The 19,159-nt window shown below is 51.2% G+C and carries 19 protein-coding genes; 7 read left to right on the top strand and 12 right to left on the bottom strand.

The window, feature by feature from the left end; translation table 11 throughout:
* Positions 1-252 precede the first annotated feature (252 nt).
* Positions 253-615, top strand: a complete 363-nt coding sequence (locus F6I03_RS09600) for a PTS glucitol/sorbitol transporter subunit IIA (RefSeq protein WP_070430628.1) — start codon at positions 253-255, stop codon at positions 613-615.
* A gap of 874 nt (positions 616-1,489) precedes the next feature.
* Here the strand turns inward: F6I03_RS09600 and proS are convergent.
* From proS to F6I03_RS09565, 7 genes are all read right to left on the bottom strand, one after another.
* Positions 1,490-2,941 (bottom strand): proline--tRNA ligase, encoded by a 1,452-nt coding sequence (gene proS / locus F6I03_RS09595; protein WP_070430639.1) that lies wholly within the window; start codon positions 2,939-2,941, stop codon positions 1,490-1,492.
* Between the two features lie 269 nt (positions 2,942-3,210).
* Positions 3,211-3,741 (bottom strand): acyl-CoA thioesterase, encoded by a 531-nt coding sequence (locus F6I03_RS09590; protein WP_070430638.1) that lies wholly within the window; start codon positions 3,739-3,741, stop codon positions 3,211-3,213.
* 30 nt (positions 3,742-3,771) lie between these two features.
* On the bottom strand, positions 3,772-4,344 hold the full coding sequence (locus F6I03_RS09585; protein WP_070430637.1) for an ECF transporter S component: 573 nt from the start codon (positions 4,342-4,344) through the stop codon (positions 3,772-3,774).
* Positions 4,345-4,363: 19 nt separating this feature from the next.
* Positions 4,364-5,005, bottom strand: a complete 642-nt coding sequence (locus F6I03_RS09580) for an NUDIX hydrolase (RefSeq protein ID WP_070430636.1) — start codon at positions 5,003-5,005, stop codon at positions 4,364-4,366.
* A gap of 568 nt (positions 5,006-5,573) precedes the next feature.
* Complete coding sequence (locus tag F6I03_RS09575) at positions 5,574-6,371, bottom strand: Cof-type HAD-IIB family hydrolase (protein WP_070430635.1); 798 nt, start codon at positions 6,369-6,371, stop codon at positions 5,574-5,576.
* 20 nt (positions 6,372-6,391) lie between these two features.
* Positions 6,392-7,699, bottom strand: a complete 1,308-nt coding sequence (locus F6I03_RS09570; RefSeq protein ID WP_070430634.1) for an alpha-amylase family glycosyl hydrolase — start codon at positions 7,697-7,699, stop codon at positions 6,392-6,394.
* A 76-nt stretch (positions 7,700-7,775) separates the two neighbouring features.
* On the bottom strand, positions 7,776-8,348 hold the full coding sequence (locus tag F6I03_RS09565) for an SGNH/GDSL hydrolase family protein (RefSeq protein WP_070430633.1): 573 nt from the start codon (positions 8,346-8,348) through the stop codon (positions 7,776-7,778).
* A 195-nt stretch (positions 8,349-8,543) separates the two neighbouring features.
* Here F6I03_RS09565 and F6I03_RS09560 point away from each other — a divergent pair, with 195 nt between their 5' ends.
* Complete coding sequence (locus F6I03_RS09560) at positions 8,544-9,947, top strand: NCS2 family permease (protein WP_083290536.1); 1,404 nt, start codon at positions 8,544-8,546, stop codon at positions 9,945-9,947.
* 308 nt (positions 9,948-10,255) lie between these two features.
* On the opposite strand, the gene F6I03_RS09795 is transcribed toward F6I03_RS09560, so the two are convergent.
* Genes F6I03_RS09795 through F6I03_RS09550 form a run of 3 tightly spaced genes read right to left on the bottom strand, consistent with a single transcriptional unit; the run spans position 10,256 to position 11,664 of the window.
* Positions 10,256-10,429 (bottom strand): hypothetical protein, encoded by a 174-nt coding sequence (locus tag F6I03_RS09795; RefSeq protein ID WP_168160465.1) that lies wholly within the window; start codon positions 10,427-10,429, stop codon positions 10,256-10,258.
* A gap of 17 nt (positions 10,430-10,446) precedes the next feature.
* Positions 10,447-11,274: a hypothetical protein gene (locus tag F6I03_RS09555; RefSeq protein ID WP_083290534.1), complete on the bottom strand. Its 828-nt coding sequence runs from the start codon at positions 11,272-11,274 to the stop codon at positions 10,447-10,449.
* Between the two features lie 3 nt (positions 11,275-11,277).
* Positions 11,278-11,664, bottom strand: a complete 387-nt coding sequence (locus F6I03_RS09550) for a DUF488 domain-containing protein (RefSeq protein ID WP_070430631.1) — start codon at positions 11,662-11,664, stop codon at positions 11,278-11,280.
* Positions 11,665-11,753: 89 nt separating this feature from the next.
* Between F6I03_RS09550 and F6I03_RS09545 the strand changes: the two genes are divergently transcribed.
* From F6I03_RS09545 to F6I03_RS09530, 4 genes are all read left to right on the top strand, one after another.
* Positions 11,754-12,602 (top strand): putative RNA methyltransferase, encoded by an 849-nt coding sequence (locus F6I03_RS09545; RefSeq protein ID WP_070430630.1) that lies wholly within the window; start codon positions 11,754-11,756, stop codon positions 12,600-12,602.
* A 47-nt stretch (positions 12,603-12,649) separates the two neighbouring features.
* Positions 12,650-13,726 (top strand): LLM class flavin-dependent oxidoreductase, encoded by a 1,077-nt coding sequence (locus F6I03_RS09540; protein WP_070430629.1) that lies wholly within the window; start codon positions 12,650-12,652, stop codon positions 13,724-13,726.
* A 517-nt stretch (positions 13,727-14,243) separates the two neighbouring features.
* Positions 14,244-14,564 (top strand): putative heavy metal-binding protein, encoded by a 321-nt coding sequence (locus F6I03_RS09535; RefSeq protein ID WP_070430433.1) that lies wholly within the window; start codon positions 14,244-14,246, stop codon positions 14,562-14,564.
* Between the two features lie 165 nt (positions 14,565-14,729).
* Complete coding sequence (locus F6I03_RS09530; RefSeq protein WP_070430434.1) at positions 14,730-16,025, top strand: uracil-xanthine permease family protein; 1,296 nt, start codon at positions 14,730-14,732, stop codon at positions 16,023-16,025.
* A 93-nt stretch (positions 16,026-16,118) separates the two neighbouring features.
* On the opposite strand, the gene F6I03_RS09525 is transcribed toward F6I03_RS09530, so the two are convergent.
* Positions 16,119-16,571 (bottom strand): hypothetical protein, encoded by a 453-nt coding sequence (locus F6I03_RS09525; RefSeq protein ID WP_070626055.1) that lies wholly within the window; start codon positions 16,569-16,571, stop codon positions 16,119-16,121.
* 84 nt (positions 16,572-16,655) lie between these two features.
* The gene (locus F6I03_RS09520) at positions 16,656-18,041 is read right to left on the bottom strand and encodes a PLP-dependent aminotransferase family protein (RefSeq protein ID WP_070430431.1); all 1,386 of its coding nucleotides are present in this window, start codon (positions 18,039-18,041) and stop codon (positions 16,656-16,658) included.
* Positions 18,042-18,135: 94 nt separating this feature from the next.
* On the opposite strand from F6I03_RS09520, the gene pdxS reads away from it, so the two are divergent.
* On the top strand, positions 18,136-18,990 hold the full coding sequence (gene pdxS, locus F6I03_RS09515; RefSeq protein ID WP_070430430.1) for a pyridoxal 5'-phosphate synthase lyase subunit PdxS: 855 nt from the start codon (positions 18,136-18,138) through the stop codon (positions 18,988-18,990).
* Positions 18,991-19,159 lie beyond the last annotated feature (169 nt).

Here is a 19,159-nt window from a genome sequence, read left to right as displayed (position 1 = left end):
ATGTTATGAAATATCGTATTCACTGATAAATTCTATTTTAAAATCCAAAATAAAAACCATGCATGACAAAAATCACACATGGTAAAAATTTATTTATTTGCCTGTCTACTTGACAGGGGGCAGTTCAATCTTGCAGGCTTCGTTTTTTTAAATGTTTTTTCCTGATGTATGCGTTGTCATTGCTATAAGACTAAGTTATACTTGAAGAGAAAAGATTTTTTAGCTCAGACTTAAGTAAAGGAGAGACTCACTATGTCAACACAATTCAAAGCCAAAATCGCCAATGTCGGCCAAGCCGTCGACCGCTTCCTCGGGGAAAAACTCCTCCTCGTATTCTCCAATGCCGATGTCATGTCCGAAGTCAAAAACTACAGCGTCCTCATCAGTGACATCGACTTCCCAGGCCACATCGAACCCGGCCATTGCCTCTGCATCTCCGGCGAATGCTTCGAAATCACCGCAGTTGGTGATATCGCTGAGAAAAACCTCCGCACCATCAACCACGTCACCTTCAAAGCCAACGGTGCCAAAGAAGCCGAAATCCCCGGCACCATCTACCTAGAAGACAAGCCCTTCCCCGAAATCAAACAAAACACCTGGATCGAAATTAAATAAGGGTGTGAGCAAGAGCGATTAGCTTTGGATGCTTGGAGTAAGTCGGAATAAGGGCAAGCCCCGCTTGCACGTTTCCGACTTGCGAAAGCACTCCAAAGCTGCTCTTGCGAACCCGACTAAAGGGTGTGAGCAAGAGCGTTTAGAAAGGGATGACTGGAGGCAAAGGGGATAAGAGCGGCTGCAAGCCGATCGTTCCACTTTGCTGAAGTCACTCCCTTTCTGCTCTTGCGAACCCGACTAAATAAGGGTGTGAGACTTGGCGCTTAGGCTTGGATGATTGGAGCAAGTCAGAATAAGAGCGAAGCATTCGCTCGTTTCGGACTTGTGAAATCACTCCAAGTCTGCCAAGTCGAACCCGACTACAAGATGCGGAGGATGGCACGCAAGCCACAATCAGAAACTCCAAATGCGGATTGTCAAGCCAACGCCAAGCGAAACATAGCACAATCAATGTGTAAAAATACAATATAAGAGTTAACAAGCTAGCAAGGGCCTTGCTAGCTTGTTTTCCTTATGGTGAGGCCAAGCAGCTTGCCTAGCGGGAGGTCAGCTTGCTAAGCAAGGGGCCATTCGCGAGTTGGTGCGAGTCTACTTGCTAATCAGAGCTCCGTTCGCGAGTTGACGCGACTCTACTTGCTAATCAGAGCTCCGTTTGCGAGTTGACGCGACTCTACTTGCTAATCGAAGCCCCGTTTGCAAGTTGGAGCGATCCTACTTGCAAACGGAGGTCCCATTCGAAACTTGCCAACTTCCTAATCGCCAACGGACAGCTTATTAAAAAGTTCGCGATCAACTCCCCGCTAAAAACCAGAAAAGCCAACAAAACAACCCCATTAGGAGTGTTTTGTTGGCTTTCAGCTTTTCTAGATTCTAATTAATAAGCCCGGGCATACCAAACCGTATACTTGGCAGGCTTGCCTGAGTAGATGTCGATGGTCTTCTCAACTGGTGGATGGAAAGGAATGTTCCGTGTGGTGAAGCCTGTTGCTTCCTTGACGGCTGCTTCTGATTCTTCCGTCCCGTCCCAACCGGCAAGGACCCAACCTGGGTATTGGCCTTCTTCATGGCACTTATCGAGGTGGGCTTGGAGGTCTTCCATGCTGTCAATATCGAAGTGCTCGTTGGCCTTACGGAATGCATCAGCCTTCTCAAAGAGACGGGTCTGCATGGCATCCAGCTTGTCTTGAACAGTCGCAACTAAGTCGTCCAGGGCTACGGCTTCCTTGTCATCTTGGTCACGCATCTTGATCATGCAGCTATTATTTTCCAAGTCGCGGGGGCCGAAGTCCAGACGCAGAGGAATCCCCTTCACTTCGACTTCATTGTACTTGTAGCCTGGTGAGTTATTGGAATCATCCAAGTTCACGCGGAAACCAGCAGCCTTCAATTCGGCTTCGATATCTCGCAATTTGTCTAAGACTTGTGGGTTCTTCTTCAAGTTCCCTACAGGCAGGAGGGCCACTTGGACGGGTGCCATCTTAGGTGGGAAGACGACCCCTTTCTCATCGCCGTGGGTCATAATCATGGCCCCAATTAAGCGGGTCGAAACACCCCAAGAAGCCGTGTAAGTGTAGACGTGTTCATTGTCTTCGTTCAAGTACTTGATATCGAAAGCTTCCGCAAAGTTTGACCCTAGGAAGTGAGAGGTCCCGGCTTGAACGGCCTTGGTATCCTTCATCATGGCTTCGATGGAATAGGTATTGTCCCCACCCGCAAAGCGCTCGGAAGGTGTCTTCTCTCCGGTATAAACGGGCATGGCGAGGAGGTCTTCCACCACGTCTTGGTAGATCTTCAAGAAGTGGAGGACACGGTCATGGGCTTCTTCAGCCGTTGCATAGGCACAATGGCCTTCTTGCCAGAGGAATTCGGAAGTTCTCAAGAAGGGGAAGGTCCGTTTCTCCCAGCGGAAGACATTGGCCCACTGGTTGAGTTCCATTGGCAGGTCCCGGTAAGAATTAATCCAGTCGCTCATCGCATTCCCAAAGAGGGTCTCTGAAGTTGGGCGGAGGGCGAGGGGTTCCTCTAATTCTTCATCCCCTGCCTTAGTTACCCAGGGCAGTTCAGGGGCAAAGCCTTCCACATGGTCAGCTTCCTTTTCGAAGAAGCTTTGAGGGATCAGCATAGGGAAGTAAACCTCTTCTACCCCACTGGCTTCGAATTCCGCATTAAAGGCTTTTTTGATTTGTTTCCATAAGAAATAACCATTTGGCTTGAAGATCATGGTGCCTCGCGCAGGCCCATAGGCAAAAAGGTCTGCCTTCTGGATACTTTGTAAGTACCACTTGGAAAAATCCGTTTGTTGTAAGTTTGTTTCTTCTTGACTCATTTGTCTCTCCTTTTCTTTAATAAAAAACGCAGATTCTCGCATCCTAAAAGGACGGAAAATCCGCGGTACCACCTTCGTTAAGTTGATCACTTCACTCATTGCGCCATAACGGGGCGCCCCGTAGCCTGTTTCCAAGCTAAGTCATAGGCAGGAGGTTCATCTTGCCAGCGGGGGTGTTTTCCCAGCACCAAACACTCTCTTCACCCATAGCAATCTTACTAGTCTGCAGCTTGCTTCTATTGTGACCGAATTTCTAAAGAAAGTCAACTTTAATTTCCAGACTTGTAGTAGTCCTCATCCAACCAGAAAACTTGCTTGGTCAATTTCTCGTGGAGGGCTTGGTCAGCTTGGCGCTGGTTCAAGCGTTCCTGCCGGCGCTGGGCATAACCTGAGCAGATCATTTCTTCTTCCTCACTGTCTGCCACAATTTCTGGCATCTGGAAGTTTGGATCATCAGTAATGGCGACAAAGGTCATAAAAGAGGTCGCCGCAATATACCGCTCGCCAGTTGCCAAGTGCTCGCCTAGAACTTTGACGAAGACTTCGCAGCTCTTCTTGCCCACACCGGACACAAAGCTTTCCACACAGACCGAATCGTTTTCAGGTAGGGGGGCAAGGAAGTTCATCTTATCCATGGCCGCTGTCATAACAACCGTCCGCGACATCCTTGAAGCCGAGACTGAGGCACTATTATCGACCAAAGACAAGAGCTGGCCCCCAAACATATTCCCAAAGCTATTGGTTTCTTGGGGCATGATGCGGTGGGTTTGGACAACACGCGTTTCCTTGCAATGTTTCATGACAATCGCTTCCTTTTCTCAGTAGAATTTTTATTTGAGTACTTTTTTCAGGGATTGGGCGAGGAGGGGGAGGATCAGAGCGGAGACCAACATCTCAGCCAAACCATTCGTCAGAACCACACCTAGGATAATCGGTACAATGGCCGATTCACTCACCCCAAGCGCCTGGGCATAAGCCGTCCGGGCAAAGAGGTAAATGGCTCCCATCACGAGCAGGGTATTACAGAGAGAGCCCAGGGCCCCGGTCAAGGCATAGGCCCAGCGTCCGGATAATTTATCCTTCAAATAAGACGCTAGAAGTCCTGTCAAAAAACCCGTCAAGAGGCGGGGCAGGACCGAGACCAGGGGATTGATAAAGACAGGGGAAACGACAGTTGGTTGGACGAGGTGACGCAACCAAGCCAGTACGCCCCAAATCCCCCCCAGCATGGTGCCAACCTGCTTGTCAAATAGGCTGGCGCCGAGCATAATGGTAATTTGGACAATGGTAATACTAATGGGGCCTAAAGGAATGTAACCCAGCCAGGGGATGAAGGTCTGAACCAACAAGACTGCCGTTAGCAGGCTGACAATGGCTAGGCGGTAGACTTTTTTTTCGTGCATAAGGGACTCCTCAGTCTATTCAAAGCTTTCCAGAAACAATATCGGCCTCTCCTGTCCGGACAATGGCCATCAAACGCTCAGTGAGTCGGGCGGTCAACCCCCAGAGGACTTCTTCTCCTACATCATAGAAGGGAACCTGATCCGTCACTTGCCGGTTGCGGAAGGGATAGGCCTTGCCCCCAGGAATCTTCTCATAGGGGAAGTCCGAGTCAATCTGGAGCTCGTGGCTAAACTCGTAGGTCTTCGTTTCTTGGCGGAAGAGCGCCATGAAGGGCACCAAGAAAGGATAGGCCACTTCATCCGGATTAACAGCCAAATCATCCAAGCTATCAATCCTTAGCTGGGCCACAAAACACGCAATCACGCGGTCGCGCTCCACGACATAATCCATCTCACCTAAAAGACAAATCTTATTCGGGTCGACGCCCAACTCTTCCACCGTCTCACGCACCGCAGCCTCCTTAAAGCTCTCACCTTCCTCGACCCGGCCACCGGGAAAAGAGGTATCCCCTGCTTGGGAAATCCCAGCTGCCCGACTCTCATAGAGAATATAAAGCTCTTCATCAATAACAACTAAGGGAATCAAGACCGCATAGAACTTGTTAACACCTAGAGGCTGGGCTTCATAAGACTGAAAAATATGGTAAATCTTCTCGAGCACGCTAAAGCTCCTCCTTTATCTGCATTGTTAAGTGATTTCCTGGCATCTTGACCTCTACTGGACAGTTTCGAGGCTCCTGTTGGGTATAGAAGGCTGCTAAGCCACACTCCTGGACCTCTTTTGTGGCTTGGAACTGACCAAGCCACACTCGAACACTTCAATTGTGGATTAAGGACTGGCAATGCGCATGAATGAGCTGACCGCCAGCCCTCACACCCTAGTCGGGTTCGACTTGGCAGACTTGGAGTGATTTCACAAGTCAGAAACGAGCAAGCCTAGCTTGCCCTTATTCTGACTTGCTCCAATCATCTAAGCCTAAACGCCAAGTCTCACACCCTTTATTTAGTCGGGTTCGGTCTGGCAGCTTTCCTGTCACTTCACAAGTCTCCGACGCAGTCTTACAGACTGCTCTGGTGACTTGCTCCAGTGAAGGAAAGCTGACCGCCAGACCTCACACCCTAGTTGGGTTCGGTCGCGCAGAAGTGGCTCCTCTTCACAAAGACCCGCCGAAGACTTTCAGTCTTCTCTGGCTCTTTGCTCCAGAGGTCCACTTCTACCTTCACACCCTTTATTTCACCAGTGTTTTGGCGGCGTGTTCGATGCCGTCGGTGTTGTTGTCGTGGGTGACGTAGTCGGCGATGTCTTTGAGGGATTGGATGGCGTTGCCCATGGCGATGCCGCAGCCTGCCCATTCGATCATGGAGAGGTCGTTTTCTTGGTCTCCGAAGGCCATGCTTTGGGCTTGGTCGACGTCCAGGAGTTCGCAGAGGTGTTCGAGGGCGAGGCCCTTGCTCGATGCTTTAGGATTGAATTCTAAATAGTAGGGTTCGCTTTTGACGATATTATATCGTTGGTACCAGTCGCTTGGAATTTCTTCTTCAATTTCAAGGATGCGTTCGGCTTCCCCAGTGATCATTAATTTCGGGAAGTGGACATCATCGGCTAAGAAATCTGTCTGAGTGATGGGCATATCGAGAATGCCGGATTCAACGCCCACATAGCGGTCAATTGGGTCGCGGTGAACCAGGACCTGGCTAGCGCTGTGGCCGTGGACATCCACTTCATGGGCCAGGGCAAATTGGGTAATTTCATGCACTTGGTCCACTTGGAGATAAGTTTCAAAGATAATCCGCTTTTCTTTAAGTTGGTAGATCACACTGCCGTTAAAGCAGGAAGCATAGTCTACCAAGTCCTGGTCAATTTGGTCAAGTACCTTATGGACACCTTTGAGGGGGCGTCCCGTCGAAATCGCCACATGGACACCCTGGTCTTGCAGGTGGGCGAGCCCTCTTAGGGTAGATTCGGTGACTTCTTTATCATCGTTAACAAGTGTTCCATCGATATCGAAAGCAGCAAGTTTATACATTAAGCCTCTCCTTTTCTCTATTAGCGTGGTACCCGGATATCCCCATCATAGGAGATAATAATCGGTCCCTCTGTGACATGGATGCGGCCTTCGCGTGCTTCATAATGACCGTCTCCTAAGAGGTTGGCATACTTGCCTTCCGGAATACCGAGTTCAACTTCAATTGCTTCATTCGCATTTTCTCTTAATTTAAAGAGTCCAAAGACGTGCTGGTTATAGTAATGGTAGCTCACCAAGAGCCAATCCTCACTGACCGCCTGGTGGAAACAATAGCCTGATTTAAAGACTTCGCGCTTCTTCAACTGCATCAGCTGGCGGACCATGGCCGTCATATCATGGGGCTTATCCCAGCTGATGGGCGTGGCTTCATGGAGTGGGATCGGCTCTGTCGTCCCATACTCTTGACCCATGACCAGCTGGGCAATCCCCTTACGAAAGAAAGAGAAGGCGGTCCAGTTCTCCAATTCTTCTGCATTTTTGACCTTGCTGGCAAAACGCTGGCCGGCTCCTAATTCAAGGCCGCGGTTCAAGACACTGGTTGCAGCTGTCACAAAGGTCCGCATATTGAGCAGGAAGGCAACATTGGCAAGGTCCATCAAGCCATCATAGTAACGTTCTAAGAGCCCGGCATGGGGGCGGATATCCAAGACATCGAAATTACTGTACATCTCCCCCTCTGTGCCGAAGTCAATATTCTGCAAGCGCAGGTCGAGGAGTTCGGACCCTGTCATCTGCCCACCCAACCAGTAGAAATAAGGATGGACATCACCGACCTCTGCTCGGGCCGAAGAGAAGAATTCCGTACGAATCAATTGGGCATGGGGAATATAGAAACCATCGACATAATGGGCCCAGTATTTCATCCGCTCAATCAAGGCATCCCACATCTTCGGATTGGAGAAGTTGAGGTCGTAGACAGGTTCTCCCTGCGGAAGGCGGCTGTAGAAACTCCCACCCAGGCCCTGGAGGAAGAAATCCGGACGTTCTTGGACCAGGGGCGCATCCATAGCGAGAGCTACGATCTCCATGGTGATAAGTAACTTCATCCCCTTATCACGGACAGCTTGGACCAGGTCTTCAAAGTCGGCCATGCTGCCGTACTCTGATCCAATCTCATCAAAAGTTTGGACGAAGAGATGCTCGCCCTCCCCTTCCGTCTCTTGCTGGCTTGGAAAAATACTCGATAGCAAAATCAGATCCACGCCTAAGTCCTTCAAACGGTCCAAATCCGCTTCTAAAGCCTTAAAGCTAGCTTCTGGGCTGTAATTTCTCAAATAAACTTGGTAAATGAGTTGGTGCCTCAATGTCAAGTTCGTTACCTTAGCCATACCGTCCTCCTATCTCAATACCAGCCGCTTACACAGCTATGATTCATTCTAAGTTATATTTTAGCATATTTTTGCCTTAAGTTAAGCGCGAGACCCAGTCCAATAAATGATTAGCGACCTGCTCCTGGCCCGCTGGCTTAAGGTGGATACCATCTGGCATAAAGTCTTCAGCCTGGAGCCAGGAATTGGGGTTAACTTGTGTGAGCCCTGGCCGTGGTCCCAAGCCGTCCAGCGCTTGGATCAGGTCAAGCAAAGCTGATGTCGCTTGCTCAGCAACAGGCGCTAAGACCAGGATGGGCAGGTCTGGGCCAGCTTGAGCCTGCAAGAAGTCCAGCAAACGGCTGTACTGACCCTGCCAGGATGATACAAAATTGTTCCATCCTGCCTCTGAAAGGCCCGCCTGGCGACCTAAATCATTAATGCCCATCCATAGAATGACTCCCGCCAAGTCCTGGCAAGCAGTCAAGCTTTCCAAGAGATAGAAGTTCACATCGACCAAGCGGGCCCCATTATAGCCTCCATTTAAGAAACGATAAGTCGGGCAAGCCCCAGCCAAGTCCGCCACAAAACCATGCCCCAGACTGGCCAAGTCATCCGGCTGGCGCCCACAAGCGACTAAACTATCCCCTAAAGATAGGATCTCTTTCATCGTATACCTCCTAATAACGAACATTAATAAGTTATATAGATATAAATATTCGCAATTAACTTTATTTTTTCTCCTTTGTCCGCTATAATAAAATCGTTCAATGGTAAATTATTAATAAGGAGAATTATTGTGACTAATAAACTTGCAGCTTTCTTTCAGTTAGATGCCAACCAAACGACCCTATCGACCGAGATTATGGCGGGAATTTCGACCTTCTTCGCCATGAGTTATATTATTTTCGTCAATCCGGCCATCCTGTCCCAGACCGGGATGCCCTACCAAGGGGTCTTTCTGGCAACGCTCTTCGCTTCTGGTATCGCCACCCTCTTCATCGGCCTCTACGCCAATGTCCCTTATGCCCTGGCACCAGGGATGGGCTTGAATGCCTTCTTCACCTTTACCGTGGTGATGGGACTTGGCTTTACTTGGCAGGAAGCTTTGGCCATGGTCTTCATCTGCGGCTTAGTCAATATTGCCATTACGGTGACTAATATCCGCCGGGTCATCATCAGCGCCATTCCGGAATCCATCCAACATGCCATCTCGGGTGGGATCGGTGTCTTCATTGCCTATATCGGGGTCAAATCGGCCAACCTCATCCACTTCCAAGCGGATGCAGCCGCTATCACACAGATTAACGGCGCCCCCTATGATGCCAGCCAGCAAGTCTATGAGGGCGGCGTCCAAGCCTTCGCCAGTAATGGATCCACCCTGCCACAGATCGCTAGCTTCACTGAACCTTCAACCCTTTTAGCCCTCTTCGGCCTCGTCCTGACCGTTATTTTAATGGCCAAAAATATCCAAGGGGCCATCTTAATTGGGATTGTAGCAACCACTGCCCTCCAACTCATGATTAACCCCTCCCTCATCCAGTCCATCGACTTCGCCCAAGCTGGCCTGGCTAACTCCTTCAAGGAACTGGGTATCACCTTTGGGGCGGCCTTTGGTTCAGAAGGCCTCCTCTCCCTCTTCTCCGACCCTAGCCGCCTGCCTCTCGTCCTCGTGACCATCTTTGCCTTCAGTCTTTCAGATATTTTTGATACCATCGGCACCTTCATCGGAACAGGACGGGCTACTGGTATCTTCTCCAAAGAAGATATTGACAACCTAGACACCCGTTCCAACACCAAACTCGACAAGGCCCTCTTCGGTGACGTGGTAGGGACTTCCATGGGCGCCATCTTCGGAACGTCCAATACAACGGTCTTCGCCGAGAGTTCAGTAGGGATTGCCGCAGGGGGACGGACCGGTTTGACCAGCCTGGCAACAGGGATCTGCTTCTTCCTCTGCATCTTCATCGCTCCCTTTATCGGCCTGGTTCCCGCCTCCGCAACCGCCCCTGCCCTCATCCTAGTCGGCGTTCTCATGATGTCTTCCTTCCGCGAAGTCGAATGGGGCGACTTCTCCATCGCAGTCCCCGCCTTCTTCGCCTCTATCTTTATGGCCTATTCCTATTCCATCTCCAACGGAATCGCAGCCGGCTTCATCTTCTACTGCCTGACCATGACCGTAACCAAGCGAGCCAAAGAAGTCCACCCCGTCATCTGGGGCGCCAGCATCCTCTTCATCCTCAACTATATCATTATGGCTTATTTGTAAAGGGTGTGAGACTTGGCGCTTAGCTTTCCTTCACTGGAGCAAGTCACCAGAGCAGTCTGCAAGACTGCGACGGGGACTTGTGAAGTGACAGGAAAGCTGCCAAGCCGAACCCGACTAAAGGGTGTGAGGGCGCGCGGGAAAAATACAACCCCTGCTTAAGACTGCTGATTTGCTTTTGACAGCTCTTTCTGCAAATAGAAACTGCCATTTTTCGTCTAGAAGTTCTGAGCACAAATAGAAAAGTTCCCATCTACTAAAAAGCACCTCCCCCAACCTGGCCCGAGCCAGAGTTAGAGGAGGTGCTTCTTTTATTCTTCATTCAAGAAACGCCCAGCAAGGACCAGGTAGAAGCCTAGGCAGAAGAGGGCAGCGAAGACTCTGGCCAGGAAGGGAGGCACACCCACCTGCTGGCTGAGAACATTGAGGACTCCTGCCAAGAAGAGGGCAAGAGCTATGAGCGCCATTCGTTTAAAATTAATCATAGGATAAGCTAACCTCCTTAGGTCTGGCTATCGGCCTGATCATAGTCAATATATTCGTCAATCTGCCACTGGCTAACAATCCAGCTGGCGATGAGAACAGCCAGGATATCTAGACCCATACGGATCAAGAGTCCCATGGCATCCAGATCATAGGTCAAGAGTAATAGAAGATGGTAGCTAATCACTAGGGGACTAAAGAAGCTAAAGCTGAACTGGAGGGTCTTGCCCTTCTTATCTTGCTTGCTGAGATAGCGTTGCAAGAAGCAAAAGACCAAGCCCACCGCAAAGCCCATCAGACTCGCCCATAAGATGGAAAAGGCCATCAGGTTACGGGGCAATTGGTAGAGGTCGAAGGCTAAGTTCCCCAGGGTCCGAAAGACCGCAAAGCTTGCCGTAAAGACCGCTATCCCCCGCCAATACAAGAAGGCTTTTCGCTGGTAGTGGTAGCGCTCCGTCGCCAAATAACGCCGGATCAGCTGGTATTGGACCAGGAAAATAATGAAGCCCTTCAAAAGATTGATAGTGAGGCTGGGCAGGTCCAAATGGGGGAGGGGCTCCGCTGTGTACAAGAGCCAAAGCAAGAGCTCACAAGCCACATAGACCACCGTCTTGTAGAAGGCATTCCCAGGTAAGCGCAGGTCGATGAGGTCATAGGCCTTGGTCATCAAGCTGAAGGCTAGGCCCATGATCACTAGGAAATACAGGCCATAGAGCCAGCCTTGCGCAAAGAGAGCTGGTCGTCCAAAGATTAATTCCAGCGCCGTATCAGGAAAGAGGAGGTCCAGCACCAGGGCAACGAGGGCCATTAAGCCCCCAATGCCTAAGCTATAATAAGTTCTCTTCATGGTTTAATCGTCCTCCAAGTCTGTCCGAATTCCCTTCAACAGCGAAGCAAGATGGGCTTCAAGGACGCGGGCATGGTTCTCCTGTTCATTCTTACTGGCATAGAGGAGTGTCACCCGGTGGTCGCGAGCACGGCGGGCTAGGTCCAAGCAGGTCGCCTGGGCTTCGTCACTCGCCTGCAATTCTTCCACATAGGCCTGGCTGAATGCCTCAAAATCCACTTCCTCCTGGTGGTAGGCCTGGCGCAGGTCCTTGGAGGGGGTAATTTCCTTGGGCCAGGCATCGAGCTTGGCGGCCTCTTTTTTGACACCGCGCGGCCAGAGTCGGTCCACCAAGACCCGGTAGCCGTCCGCCTTGTCATAATCGTCATAAATTCGTTTTCTTCTAAGCATGAGACACCTTCTTATTTATGATAAGATAGTTCTAGATTCGCCGCTTACTCGCGGCTTACATGGTTAATATTAAAGGAAAGGTCCCTATTATGCAAAGTAAAAAGCAACTTGCCCAAAGAAAAATCCAAGCCTGGCAAGGACGCCTCAGCTGCCCCCTCTGCCAAGAAGGGCTGAACCAGGAAGTCCAATGCCCGAATAAACACCAATTCAACCTGGCCAAGCAGGGCTATATCAACCTAGCCCCCAACCACCAGGAGAAACACTATACGGCCGAGCTCTTCCAAGCCCGCCAGCGCATCATGGGCCAGGGGCAGCTCTATGGCCAGTGCCTAGCCCAAGTCGCCCAAGCTGTCGCTGCGAGAGTCAGCTCGGGTCCACTCTACCTGGCTGACCTAGGGACTGGCGAAGGCAGCCACCTCCTTGACTTCTTGAACCAGTTTGAAGGAGAAGCGGTCCACGGCCTGGGACTGGACCTCGCTAAAGCGGGTATCCAGACCGCCGCCAAACAGTCCAGCCAAGCACTCTGGGCCGTCGCTGACCTAGCCCAAATCCCGCTCGCTGACAAGAGCTTGGACCTGGCTTTAACCATCCTCTCCCCTTCCAACTACCAGGAAGTGAAACGGGTCTTAAAGCCAGGCGCTCCCTTTATCAAGATCATCCCCGGACCAAACTATCTCGTCGAACTCCGCCAACTTGTCCTGGATAAGGACGATGTCAGCCAGGACCCCTCCCAGAGCCGCCAACGTTTCCAAGCCAACTTCGCGAATACGGAGGTCCACCACTACCAGGACCAAGTCGCCATGACCCCAGATGGCATGGCCGACCTCATCCAGATGACGCCGCTCATGTGGCACGCCGCCGACCCTGCCCGCCAAGCAGCGCTCAAACTTTCAGAAATTAGCATTGATTTAGAAATTTTAATCGGCGAGTCGGTTTAAACTGCTCAGTCATTTGAAGCCGTTCAGCTAGAGAAAGGAGCCCTTACATGCCTTCATCCCAAGCCATTCTTCCATCATTTGACACCAGCCAAGGCCTTGAATTCGGCCTTTACAGCCTCGGTGACCACATGCCCAACCCTTGGACCGGAGACCGGATTAGCGCCAAACAGCGCATCCATGAAATCATCGAAATGGCCGTCCTCGCAGAAGAAGCCGGGTTAGATTGCTTTATGCTAGGCGAATCCCACCAAGACTATTTCATCTCCCAAGCCCACTTCGTCATCCTGAGTGCCATTGCGGCGAAAACGCAAAACATCAAACTCGGCACAGCTGCCAGTATCCTATCCACCGCCGACCCCGTCCGCGTCTTCGAAGAAGCTGCTACGGTTGACTTAATCTCTAACGAGCGCATGGAAATCGTCGGCGGGCGCGCCTCACGCCTGGGCATCTTCGACCTCTTCGGTTATGACTTCGCTGATTATGAAGAGCTCTTCGATGAGAAGTTTGACCTCCTGTTAAAAATCAATACACAGGATCCCGTCAGCTGGGAGGGCAAGTTTCGCCCAGCCTTAACAGAACAAAACATCCTCCCCCGCCCCGATCGGCCAGGAGGCGGCCTGCCTATCTGGCAAGGGGTTGGTGGGAGCCTGGGATCAGCTGAACGCGCCGGCCAACGCGGGGTGCCCTTACAGCTCGTTCACCTCGCAGGCACAATCGATTCCTATGAAATGCATATCGACGTCTACCGGCGCCAGGCTAAAGAAGCTGGCCACCAAGTAGATGCCCTACCTGTCGCCACCGGTGGCTTCTTCTTCCCCCGTGAAGACATGCAGGAAGCCTACCGCACCTACTATCCCTGCGTCGACCGAGGCCTCCGCCTTGCCAACGGACGCGGCATCTCCAAACGCCTCTTCGCCCAAGGCCAAGACCCACGCAGTGTCATCACTGTGGGCGAACCCAACTTCATCATCGATAAACTACTCGCCCAACACGAAGCCTACAACAACCAACGCTACATCGCCCAAATCGACATCGGCGGCATGCCCTTCGACGAAATCAAAAAAACCATTGCCCTCATCGGCGAAAAAATCCTCCCAAAAATCAAGCAGTATACAAGGGTGTGAGCAAAGGCGCTTAGAAAGGGATGACTGGAAGCAAAAGGGATAAGAACGGCTCTCAGCCGGTCGTTCCCTTTTGCTGAAGTCACTCCCTTTCTGCCTTTGTGAGCCCGACTACCAGGGTGTGAAGGCTAGCGGGAGAAATAGACCTCTGGAGGCAAAAGCCAGAGAAGACTGAAAGTCTTCGACGGATTTTGCTGAAGAGGAGCTATTTCTGCTAGCCTGAACCCGACTATAGGGTGTGAGGGCGCGCGGGTAGAAGTGGACCTCTGGAGCAAAGAGCCAGAGAAGACTGAAAGTCTTCGGCGGGTCTTTGTGAAGAGGAGCCACTTCTGCGCGACCGAACCCAACTAGGGTGTGAAGTCTAGCGACTCAGTTCAAACAATTAGCTAACATTCAATCAGGGCTAGCAAGTGTGGGTTGAATATGACCAACACACAAACAAATCATCATTTATTCTAGCGGTATTTTTTGTTATGATTAAATTAACAAAAGCCCTTACATAAAGAAAAGGAGATGCCCTATGATTACTACAACTACTGCCCAAATTGAAGGCAAAAGTATCCAAGCCTACCACGGCATTGTCTTCGGTGAAGTCATCACTGGGATTAACATGTTCAAAGATATCGGCGCCGGCTTACGCAATATCTTCGGCGGGCGCTCACAAGGCTATGAAGAGGAGCTCAACCGGACTCGCGAAGAAGCCCTCAGCGAAATGGAGGGACGGGCCAAGGAATTAGGCGCCAATGCTGTTGTGGGGGTTAAGATGGACTATGAGGTCCTCGGTGCTGACAATGGCATGCTCATGGTAACCTGTAGCGGGACCGCTGTATCTATCGATTAGGCCAAAAGAAGCTGGTTTTCTCCCAGCTTCTTTTTTTAATTTTTTCTTAAATTCCTCTTGAATCAGAGCTTTTTCTAAGGTATAATTTCAAAAGTTTGGCCAGCTTTAGGCTGACCCTTGTTGACTTGTCAGTTCTAGTACAATGGAGGGATACCTGTCATGGAAATGAACACTAAACAGTTACGCATGAATTATGATATTGATGAAACGCCGCCCTTTGCGGAAGGTTTACTCCTCAGCTTCCAGCACGTCTTCGCCATGTTTGGCGCGACCATTCTCGTACCGCTGATCCTAGGCCTGCCTGTCTCGGTTGCGCTCTTCTGTAGTGGGTCCGGGACATTGATCTACCACCTAGCGACCAAGCACCAGGTTCCGGTCTACCTCGGCTCCTCCTTTGCCTTTATTGGGGCCATGTCCTATGCCATTAAGCAGCTAGGGGGCGATATCTCAGCAGCCCAGACAGGGGTCATCATGACCGGGATCATCTATGTGCTCGTCGCTCTCCTCGTCAAGGCCCTGGGGACTGGCTGGATCGACCGCCTCCTTCCCCCTATCGTGATTGGCCCTATGATTATTGTCATTGGCCTCAGCCTGTCTTCCTCCGCTGTCAGCAATGCAGGCTTCACAGCCGATGGGACTTGGCAACAGATGTTGGTTGCGGTCGTGACCTTCCTCATCTGTGCCTTCGTTAACGTGTATGGCCGCGGCTTCATCCGGGTCATCCCCTTCCTCATTGGCTTGATTGGCGGATACATCACGGCCGCTTGCTTAGGGCTCGTTGACTTCAGCCCAGTCCATGAAGCTGCCTGGTTCCAATTACCCGAATTCCAGCTCCCCTTCAAGACCCCCTTCTTCGACAGCTACCGCTTCTACTTCGGTCCCGAAGCCATCGCTATCCTGCCCGTTGCCCTCGTAACTATCTCGGAACACATCGGCGACCACACTGTCCTCAGTGAAATCTGCGGCCGGGAATTCTTGAAAAAACCGGGCCTCCACCGAACCCTGATCGGGGATGGCGTTGGGACAGCTGTTTCTGCCCTCTTAGGTGGTCCTGCCAACACCACATACGGTGAAAACACTGGCGTTATCGGCCTTACCCGGGTCTCCTCTGTCAGCGTCATCCGTAATGCGGCTATTATCGCTATGGTCTTGAGCTGCCTGGGCAAGTTCACTGCCCTCATCTCCACCATCCCTGCCGCTGTCTTAGGCGGGATGTCCATCCTTCTCTATGGGGTCATCGCCAGTAACGGCTTGAAGGTCCTCATCGAAGCCCGGGTCAACTTCAACCAGGTCCGCAACCTAGTCATTGCAAGCGCCATGCTTGTCCTCGGACTCGGCGGTGCCATCCTCCAAGTCGGCGTCTTCTCCCTCTCTGGGACCGCCCTAGCCGCCATCGTCGGCGTCTGCCTCAACCTCGCCCTGCCCGAATTCAAGGACCTCAAGATTAAGTCGGACCAGTAAAAAATTATATGAACTAGCAAAAAAGCTCGAAAATCTAGCGGATGCGCTAAGAGATTTCGAGCTTTTTCTCTTTAAGATAAAAATAAATAGCACTCACACCCCATATAAGGCAATGGCCGTGATAGGGAGAAGGATGGCCCAGGCTGTGCCTAGAAGAAGAAGGATACAGAAAATGGTCAGGAAGTAAGTTAGGCTGAACCGCTTTTCCTTGATTTGCTTTAAATGCTTCACCATCTGCCAGACAAAGACCAGTTGGGGGATAAAGACAATTAGATAGCTGGTCCCCACGACATAGAGGTCTTCTAAAGTCCGAGAGTAACTTTTAAGGAATTGTGGCAGGATGCAGCAAAAGAAAGCAAAGGGTAAGACATAGCCTTCCAGGATGATCAGTCCAAGCATACTAAGTAAAAAAATCAGATAAATTTTCAGACAGCGTTTATTTGCTTGGACATCCAGGAAAGCCTTCCCAAAAGATAAACGGAGTCCGACGAGGTTTATCAGTAGCTGAATGCCCCATAAGAGGGCTAAGATCATTAGGATCCTCATAGGAGCTCCCCCTTCCCTTTTTATTTTATTATAAGCTTTTTTGCAGCGCTAAAGTAGATAAATTGTTTTTAATTTAATGAAAGGTCAAAGTTTACTCGCCTCCAAAGTCTTCCGAAGAAGCTTCATCGCTTGGGGCAGTTCAGCCAGGGGAACACCACCCAAGCCCAGAAGATAGTCTGCCCAGGGCCAGGTCATCTGCCGGCAGTAGCTGGCTACACTGTCGATCTTCAAGCCGGCTGTCTGCCAGGTCTGGGTCACTTGGTCCAGGGCAAAGCAAGCCGGATCCAGGCGGAAGACCAAGTAGAGCCCCGTATCCGCCTGGGTGAAGGACAGGCCCTGAAGATCTTGGAGGGCATCCACCATCAAACGCTGCTTCTTGCGGTAATAAGTATTCATCCGGTTAACATGTTTAGTGAACTGGCCCTCCGCCATCCATTGGCTGAGGGTTAACTGACTGGCAACAGACGGGGTCAGCCCCAGCTTGGCGCAAGCCTGGTAGTCCGCCAAGAGCGCATCTGGCAAGACCATATAGCCCAGGCCTATAAAAGGTCCGATTGCCTTGGAGAAGGAGCCCGATAAGATCACCCGGTCCTCCCGGTCAATGGCCTTCATCGCAGGAATCCGCCGTCCCGCGTATTTGAAGACGGAATCATAGTCATCCTCGATAATATAGCGGTCTGGTCCTTCTGACGCCCAGTTCAGCAAACGCTGGCGGCGGCGGACTCCCATCACTTGCCCGGTAGGAAATTGGTGGTTGGGCGAGACGACCGCAATATTGGCGGCGGTCTGCTCCAAGTCCTTGACTGAGAAGCCGTAGCGGTCAATAGGAATCAGCTCTGGCTGCTGGAAATTCTCATGCAGGCCTGACAAGTTGAGGGCGTAACCGGGGTCTTCCAGGCCATAAGTCGCCTGGCCAAAGACCTGGTTTAGGGCCAACAAGTTATGGGCAAAGCCCCGCGTAATGACAATATTGGCAGCCGAGCTTGCCAGGCCCCGGAATTCATAGAGGTAGGAGGCCAAGGCGTTGCGCAGGCGAACTTCTCCCAGGGGATTGGCTTGCTGGTAATGAGAGGCCTGGGCCATCCCTATACCTGCTGCCTGGCTGAGTCCCGTCCGTGCCAGGGCCTCCAAGTCAACCGCTGAAGGGGAGAAATCATAGCGCCAGCTCGGCTGGGCGGCTTTGTCTTCCAGGTAGTGGGGGTAGACGGCTTCCTGGGGCCCCAGATGGTCCAGTTCGATCTTATCCACGAAGAAACCACAACGTTCCTTAGAGATAATATAGCCCTCTTCCAAAAGCTGGAAATAGGCAGTCTTGACCGTATTCAAGCTGACCCCCAAGTGCCCCGCATAGGCCCGGAAGGAAGGCAATTGATCCCCACTCTGGTAGTAACCGTCCGCAATGGCCGCCTTCAAACGCTGGTAAATTTGTTCATAGAGTTTCTCACCTGGTTGAAAGTCAATCGATAACATGTTTATCTGTACCCCTTTTTTTATTTGCTTTTGTAGCTTTCGATGGTCACAGGCTTATTTTATAATAAATCCATGAGAAAAAGGAGGTCATATCATGACAGAATTCAAAGAAGTGAACGACAAATTACTGGGTGGGGTCATCATGGATGTCATCAACCCGGAACAAGCGAAGATCGCTGAAGCAGCCGGAGCTGTCGCCGTTATGGCACTGGAACGTGTTCCCGCCGATATCCGCCAGGCAGGAGGCGTCAGCCGGATGAGCGACCCCGCCGTTATTCAAGCCATCCAAGAAGCCGTGAACATCCCCGTCATGGCTAAGGCACGGATTGGCCACTTCGTTGAGGCTCAAGTCCTGGAAGCCCTAAAGATCGACTATATCGATGAATCCGAAGTCCTCTCCCCTGCAGATAATGCTAACCATATTAACAAGCACGACTTCAAGACGCCCTTCGTCTGTGGCTGCCGCAATCTTGGAGAAGCCCTCCGCCGCATCAGCGAAGGGGCAGCTATGATTCGGACCAAGGGGGAAGCCGGCACGGGCGACGTGGTCCAAGCCGTCCAACACCTCCGCACCCTCAACCAAGAAATCGCTAGTGTCCGCGCCCTCCAGGAAGAAGAACTCTATACTCGAGCTAAAGAGCTCCAAGTTCCTATCGAGCTCCTGCGCTATGTCCACCAAGAAGGCCGCCTGCCAGTCCCTAACTTCTCTGCTGGTGGCGTCGCTACCCCTGCCGACGCTGCCCTCATGCGCCAACTAGGAGCGGAAGGTGTCTTCGTTGGGAGCGGCATCTTCAAGAGCGGCAATCCAGAGAAGCGGGCCCAAGCGATCGTCAGAGCCGTTGCTAACTACGATAAGCCAGAAGTAATTGCCGAAGTCTCCTATGACCTGGGTGAAGCTATGGTCGGCCTCAACGAAGATGAAATCAACGTCCTCATGGCTCTGCGCTAAATCCCCAAGCTATCCCTCATTAAGACAAAAAGCGACCTCCTTGTGAACTGCCCCCTGTCAAGTAGACAGGCAAATAAATAAATTTTTACCATGTGTGATTTTTGTCATGCATGGTTTTTATTTTGGATTTTAAAATAGAATTTATCAGTGAATACGATATTTCATAACA

This window comes from Aerococcus sanguinicola (genome assembly GCF_008726925.1).
In the GTDB taxonomy this organism is placed as follows: domain Bacteria; phylum Bacillota; class Bacilli; order Lactobacillales; family Aerococcaceae; genus Aerococcus.
This window is presented reverse-complemented; position numbering and strand designations above follow the sequence as displayed.

Bases quoted from the DNA above. Each gene is read 5' to 3' on its own strand.
- F6I03_RS09560 (WP_083290536.1), top strand. From the start codon at position 8,544: ATGGCGGGAATTTCGACCTTCTTCGCCATGAGTTATATTATTTTCGTC.
- F6I03_RS09575 (WP_070430635.1), bottom strand. From the start codon at position 6,371: ATGTATAAACTTGCTGCTTTCGATATCGATGGAACACTTGTTAACGAT.
- F6I03_RS09795 (WP_168160465.1), bottom strand. From the start codon at position 10,429: ATGATTAATTTTAAACGAATGGCGCTCATAGCTCTTGCCCTCTTCTTG.
- pdxS (WP_070430430.1), top strand. From the start codon at position 18,136: ATGACAGAATTCAAAGAAGTGAACGACAAATTACTGGGTGGGGTCATC.
- F6I03_RS09570 (WP_070430634.1), bottom strand. From the start codon at position 7,699: ATGGCTAAGGTAACGAACTTGACATTGAGGCACCAACTCATTTACCAA.
- F6I03_RS09535 (WP_070430433.1), top strand. From the start codon at position 14,244: ATGATTACTACAACTACTGCCCAAATTGAAGGCAAAAGTATCCAAGCC.
- F6I03_RS09520 (WP_070430431.1), bottom strand. From the start codon at position 18,041: ATGTTATCGATTGACTTTCAACCAGGTGAGAAACTCTATGAACAAATT.
- F6I03_RS09590 (WP_070430638.1), bottom strand. From the start codon at position 3,741: ATGAAACATTGCAAGGAAACGCGTGTTGTCCAAACCCACCGCATCATG.
- F6I03_RS09555 (WP_083290534.1), bottom strand. From the start codon at position 11,274: ATGAAGAGAACTTATTATAGCTTAGGCATTGGGGGCTTAATGGCCCTC.
- proS (WP_070430639.1), bottom strand. From the start codon at position 2,941: ATGAGTCAAGAAGAAACAAACTTACAACAAACGGATTTTTCCAAGTGG.
- F6I03_RS09540 (WP_070430629.1), top strand. From the start codon at position 12,650: ATGCCTTCATCCCAAGCCATTCTTCCATCATTTGACACCAGCCAAGGC.
- F6I03_RS09565 (WP_070430633.1), bottom strand. From the start codon at position 8,348: ATGAAAGAGATCCTATCTTTAGGGGATAGTTTAGTCGCTTGTGGGCGC.
- F6I03_RS09585 (WP_070430637.1), bottom strand. From the start codon at position 4,344: ATGCACGAAAAAAAAGTCTACCGCCTAGCCATTGTCAGCCTGCTAACG.
- F6I03_RS09550 (WP_070430631.1), bottom strand. From the start codon at position 11,664: ATGCTTAGAAGAAAACGAATTTATGACGATTATGACAAGGCGGACGGC.
- F6I03_RS09530 (WP_070430434.1), top strand. From the start codon at position 14,730: ATGAACACTAAACAGTTACGCATGAATTATGATATTGATGAAACGCCG.
- F6I03_RS09545 (WP_070430630.1), top strand. From the start codon at position 11,754: ATGCAAAGTAAAAAGCAACTTGCCCAAAGAAAAATCCAAGCCTGGCAA.
- F6I03_RS09600 (WP_070430628.1), top strand. From the start codon at position 253: ATGTCAACACAATTCAAAGCCAAAATCGCCAATGTCGGCCAAGCCGTC.
- F6I03_RS09525 (WP_070626055.1), bottom strand. From the start codon at position 16,571: ATGAGGATCCTAATGATCTTAGCCCTCTTATGGGGCATTCAGCTACTG.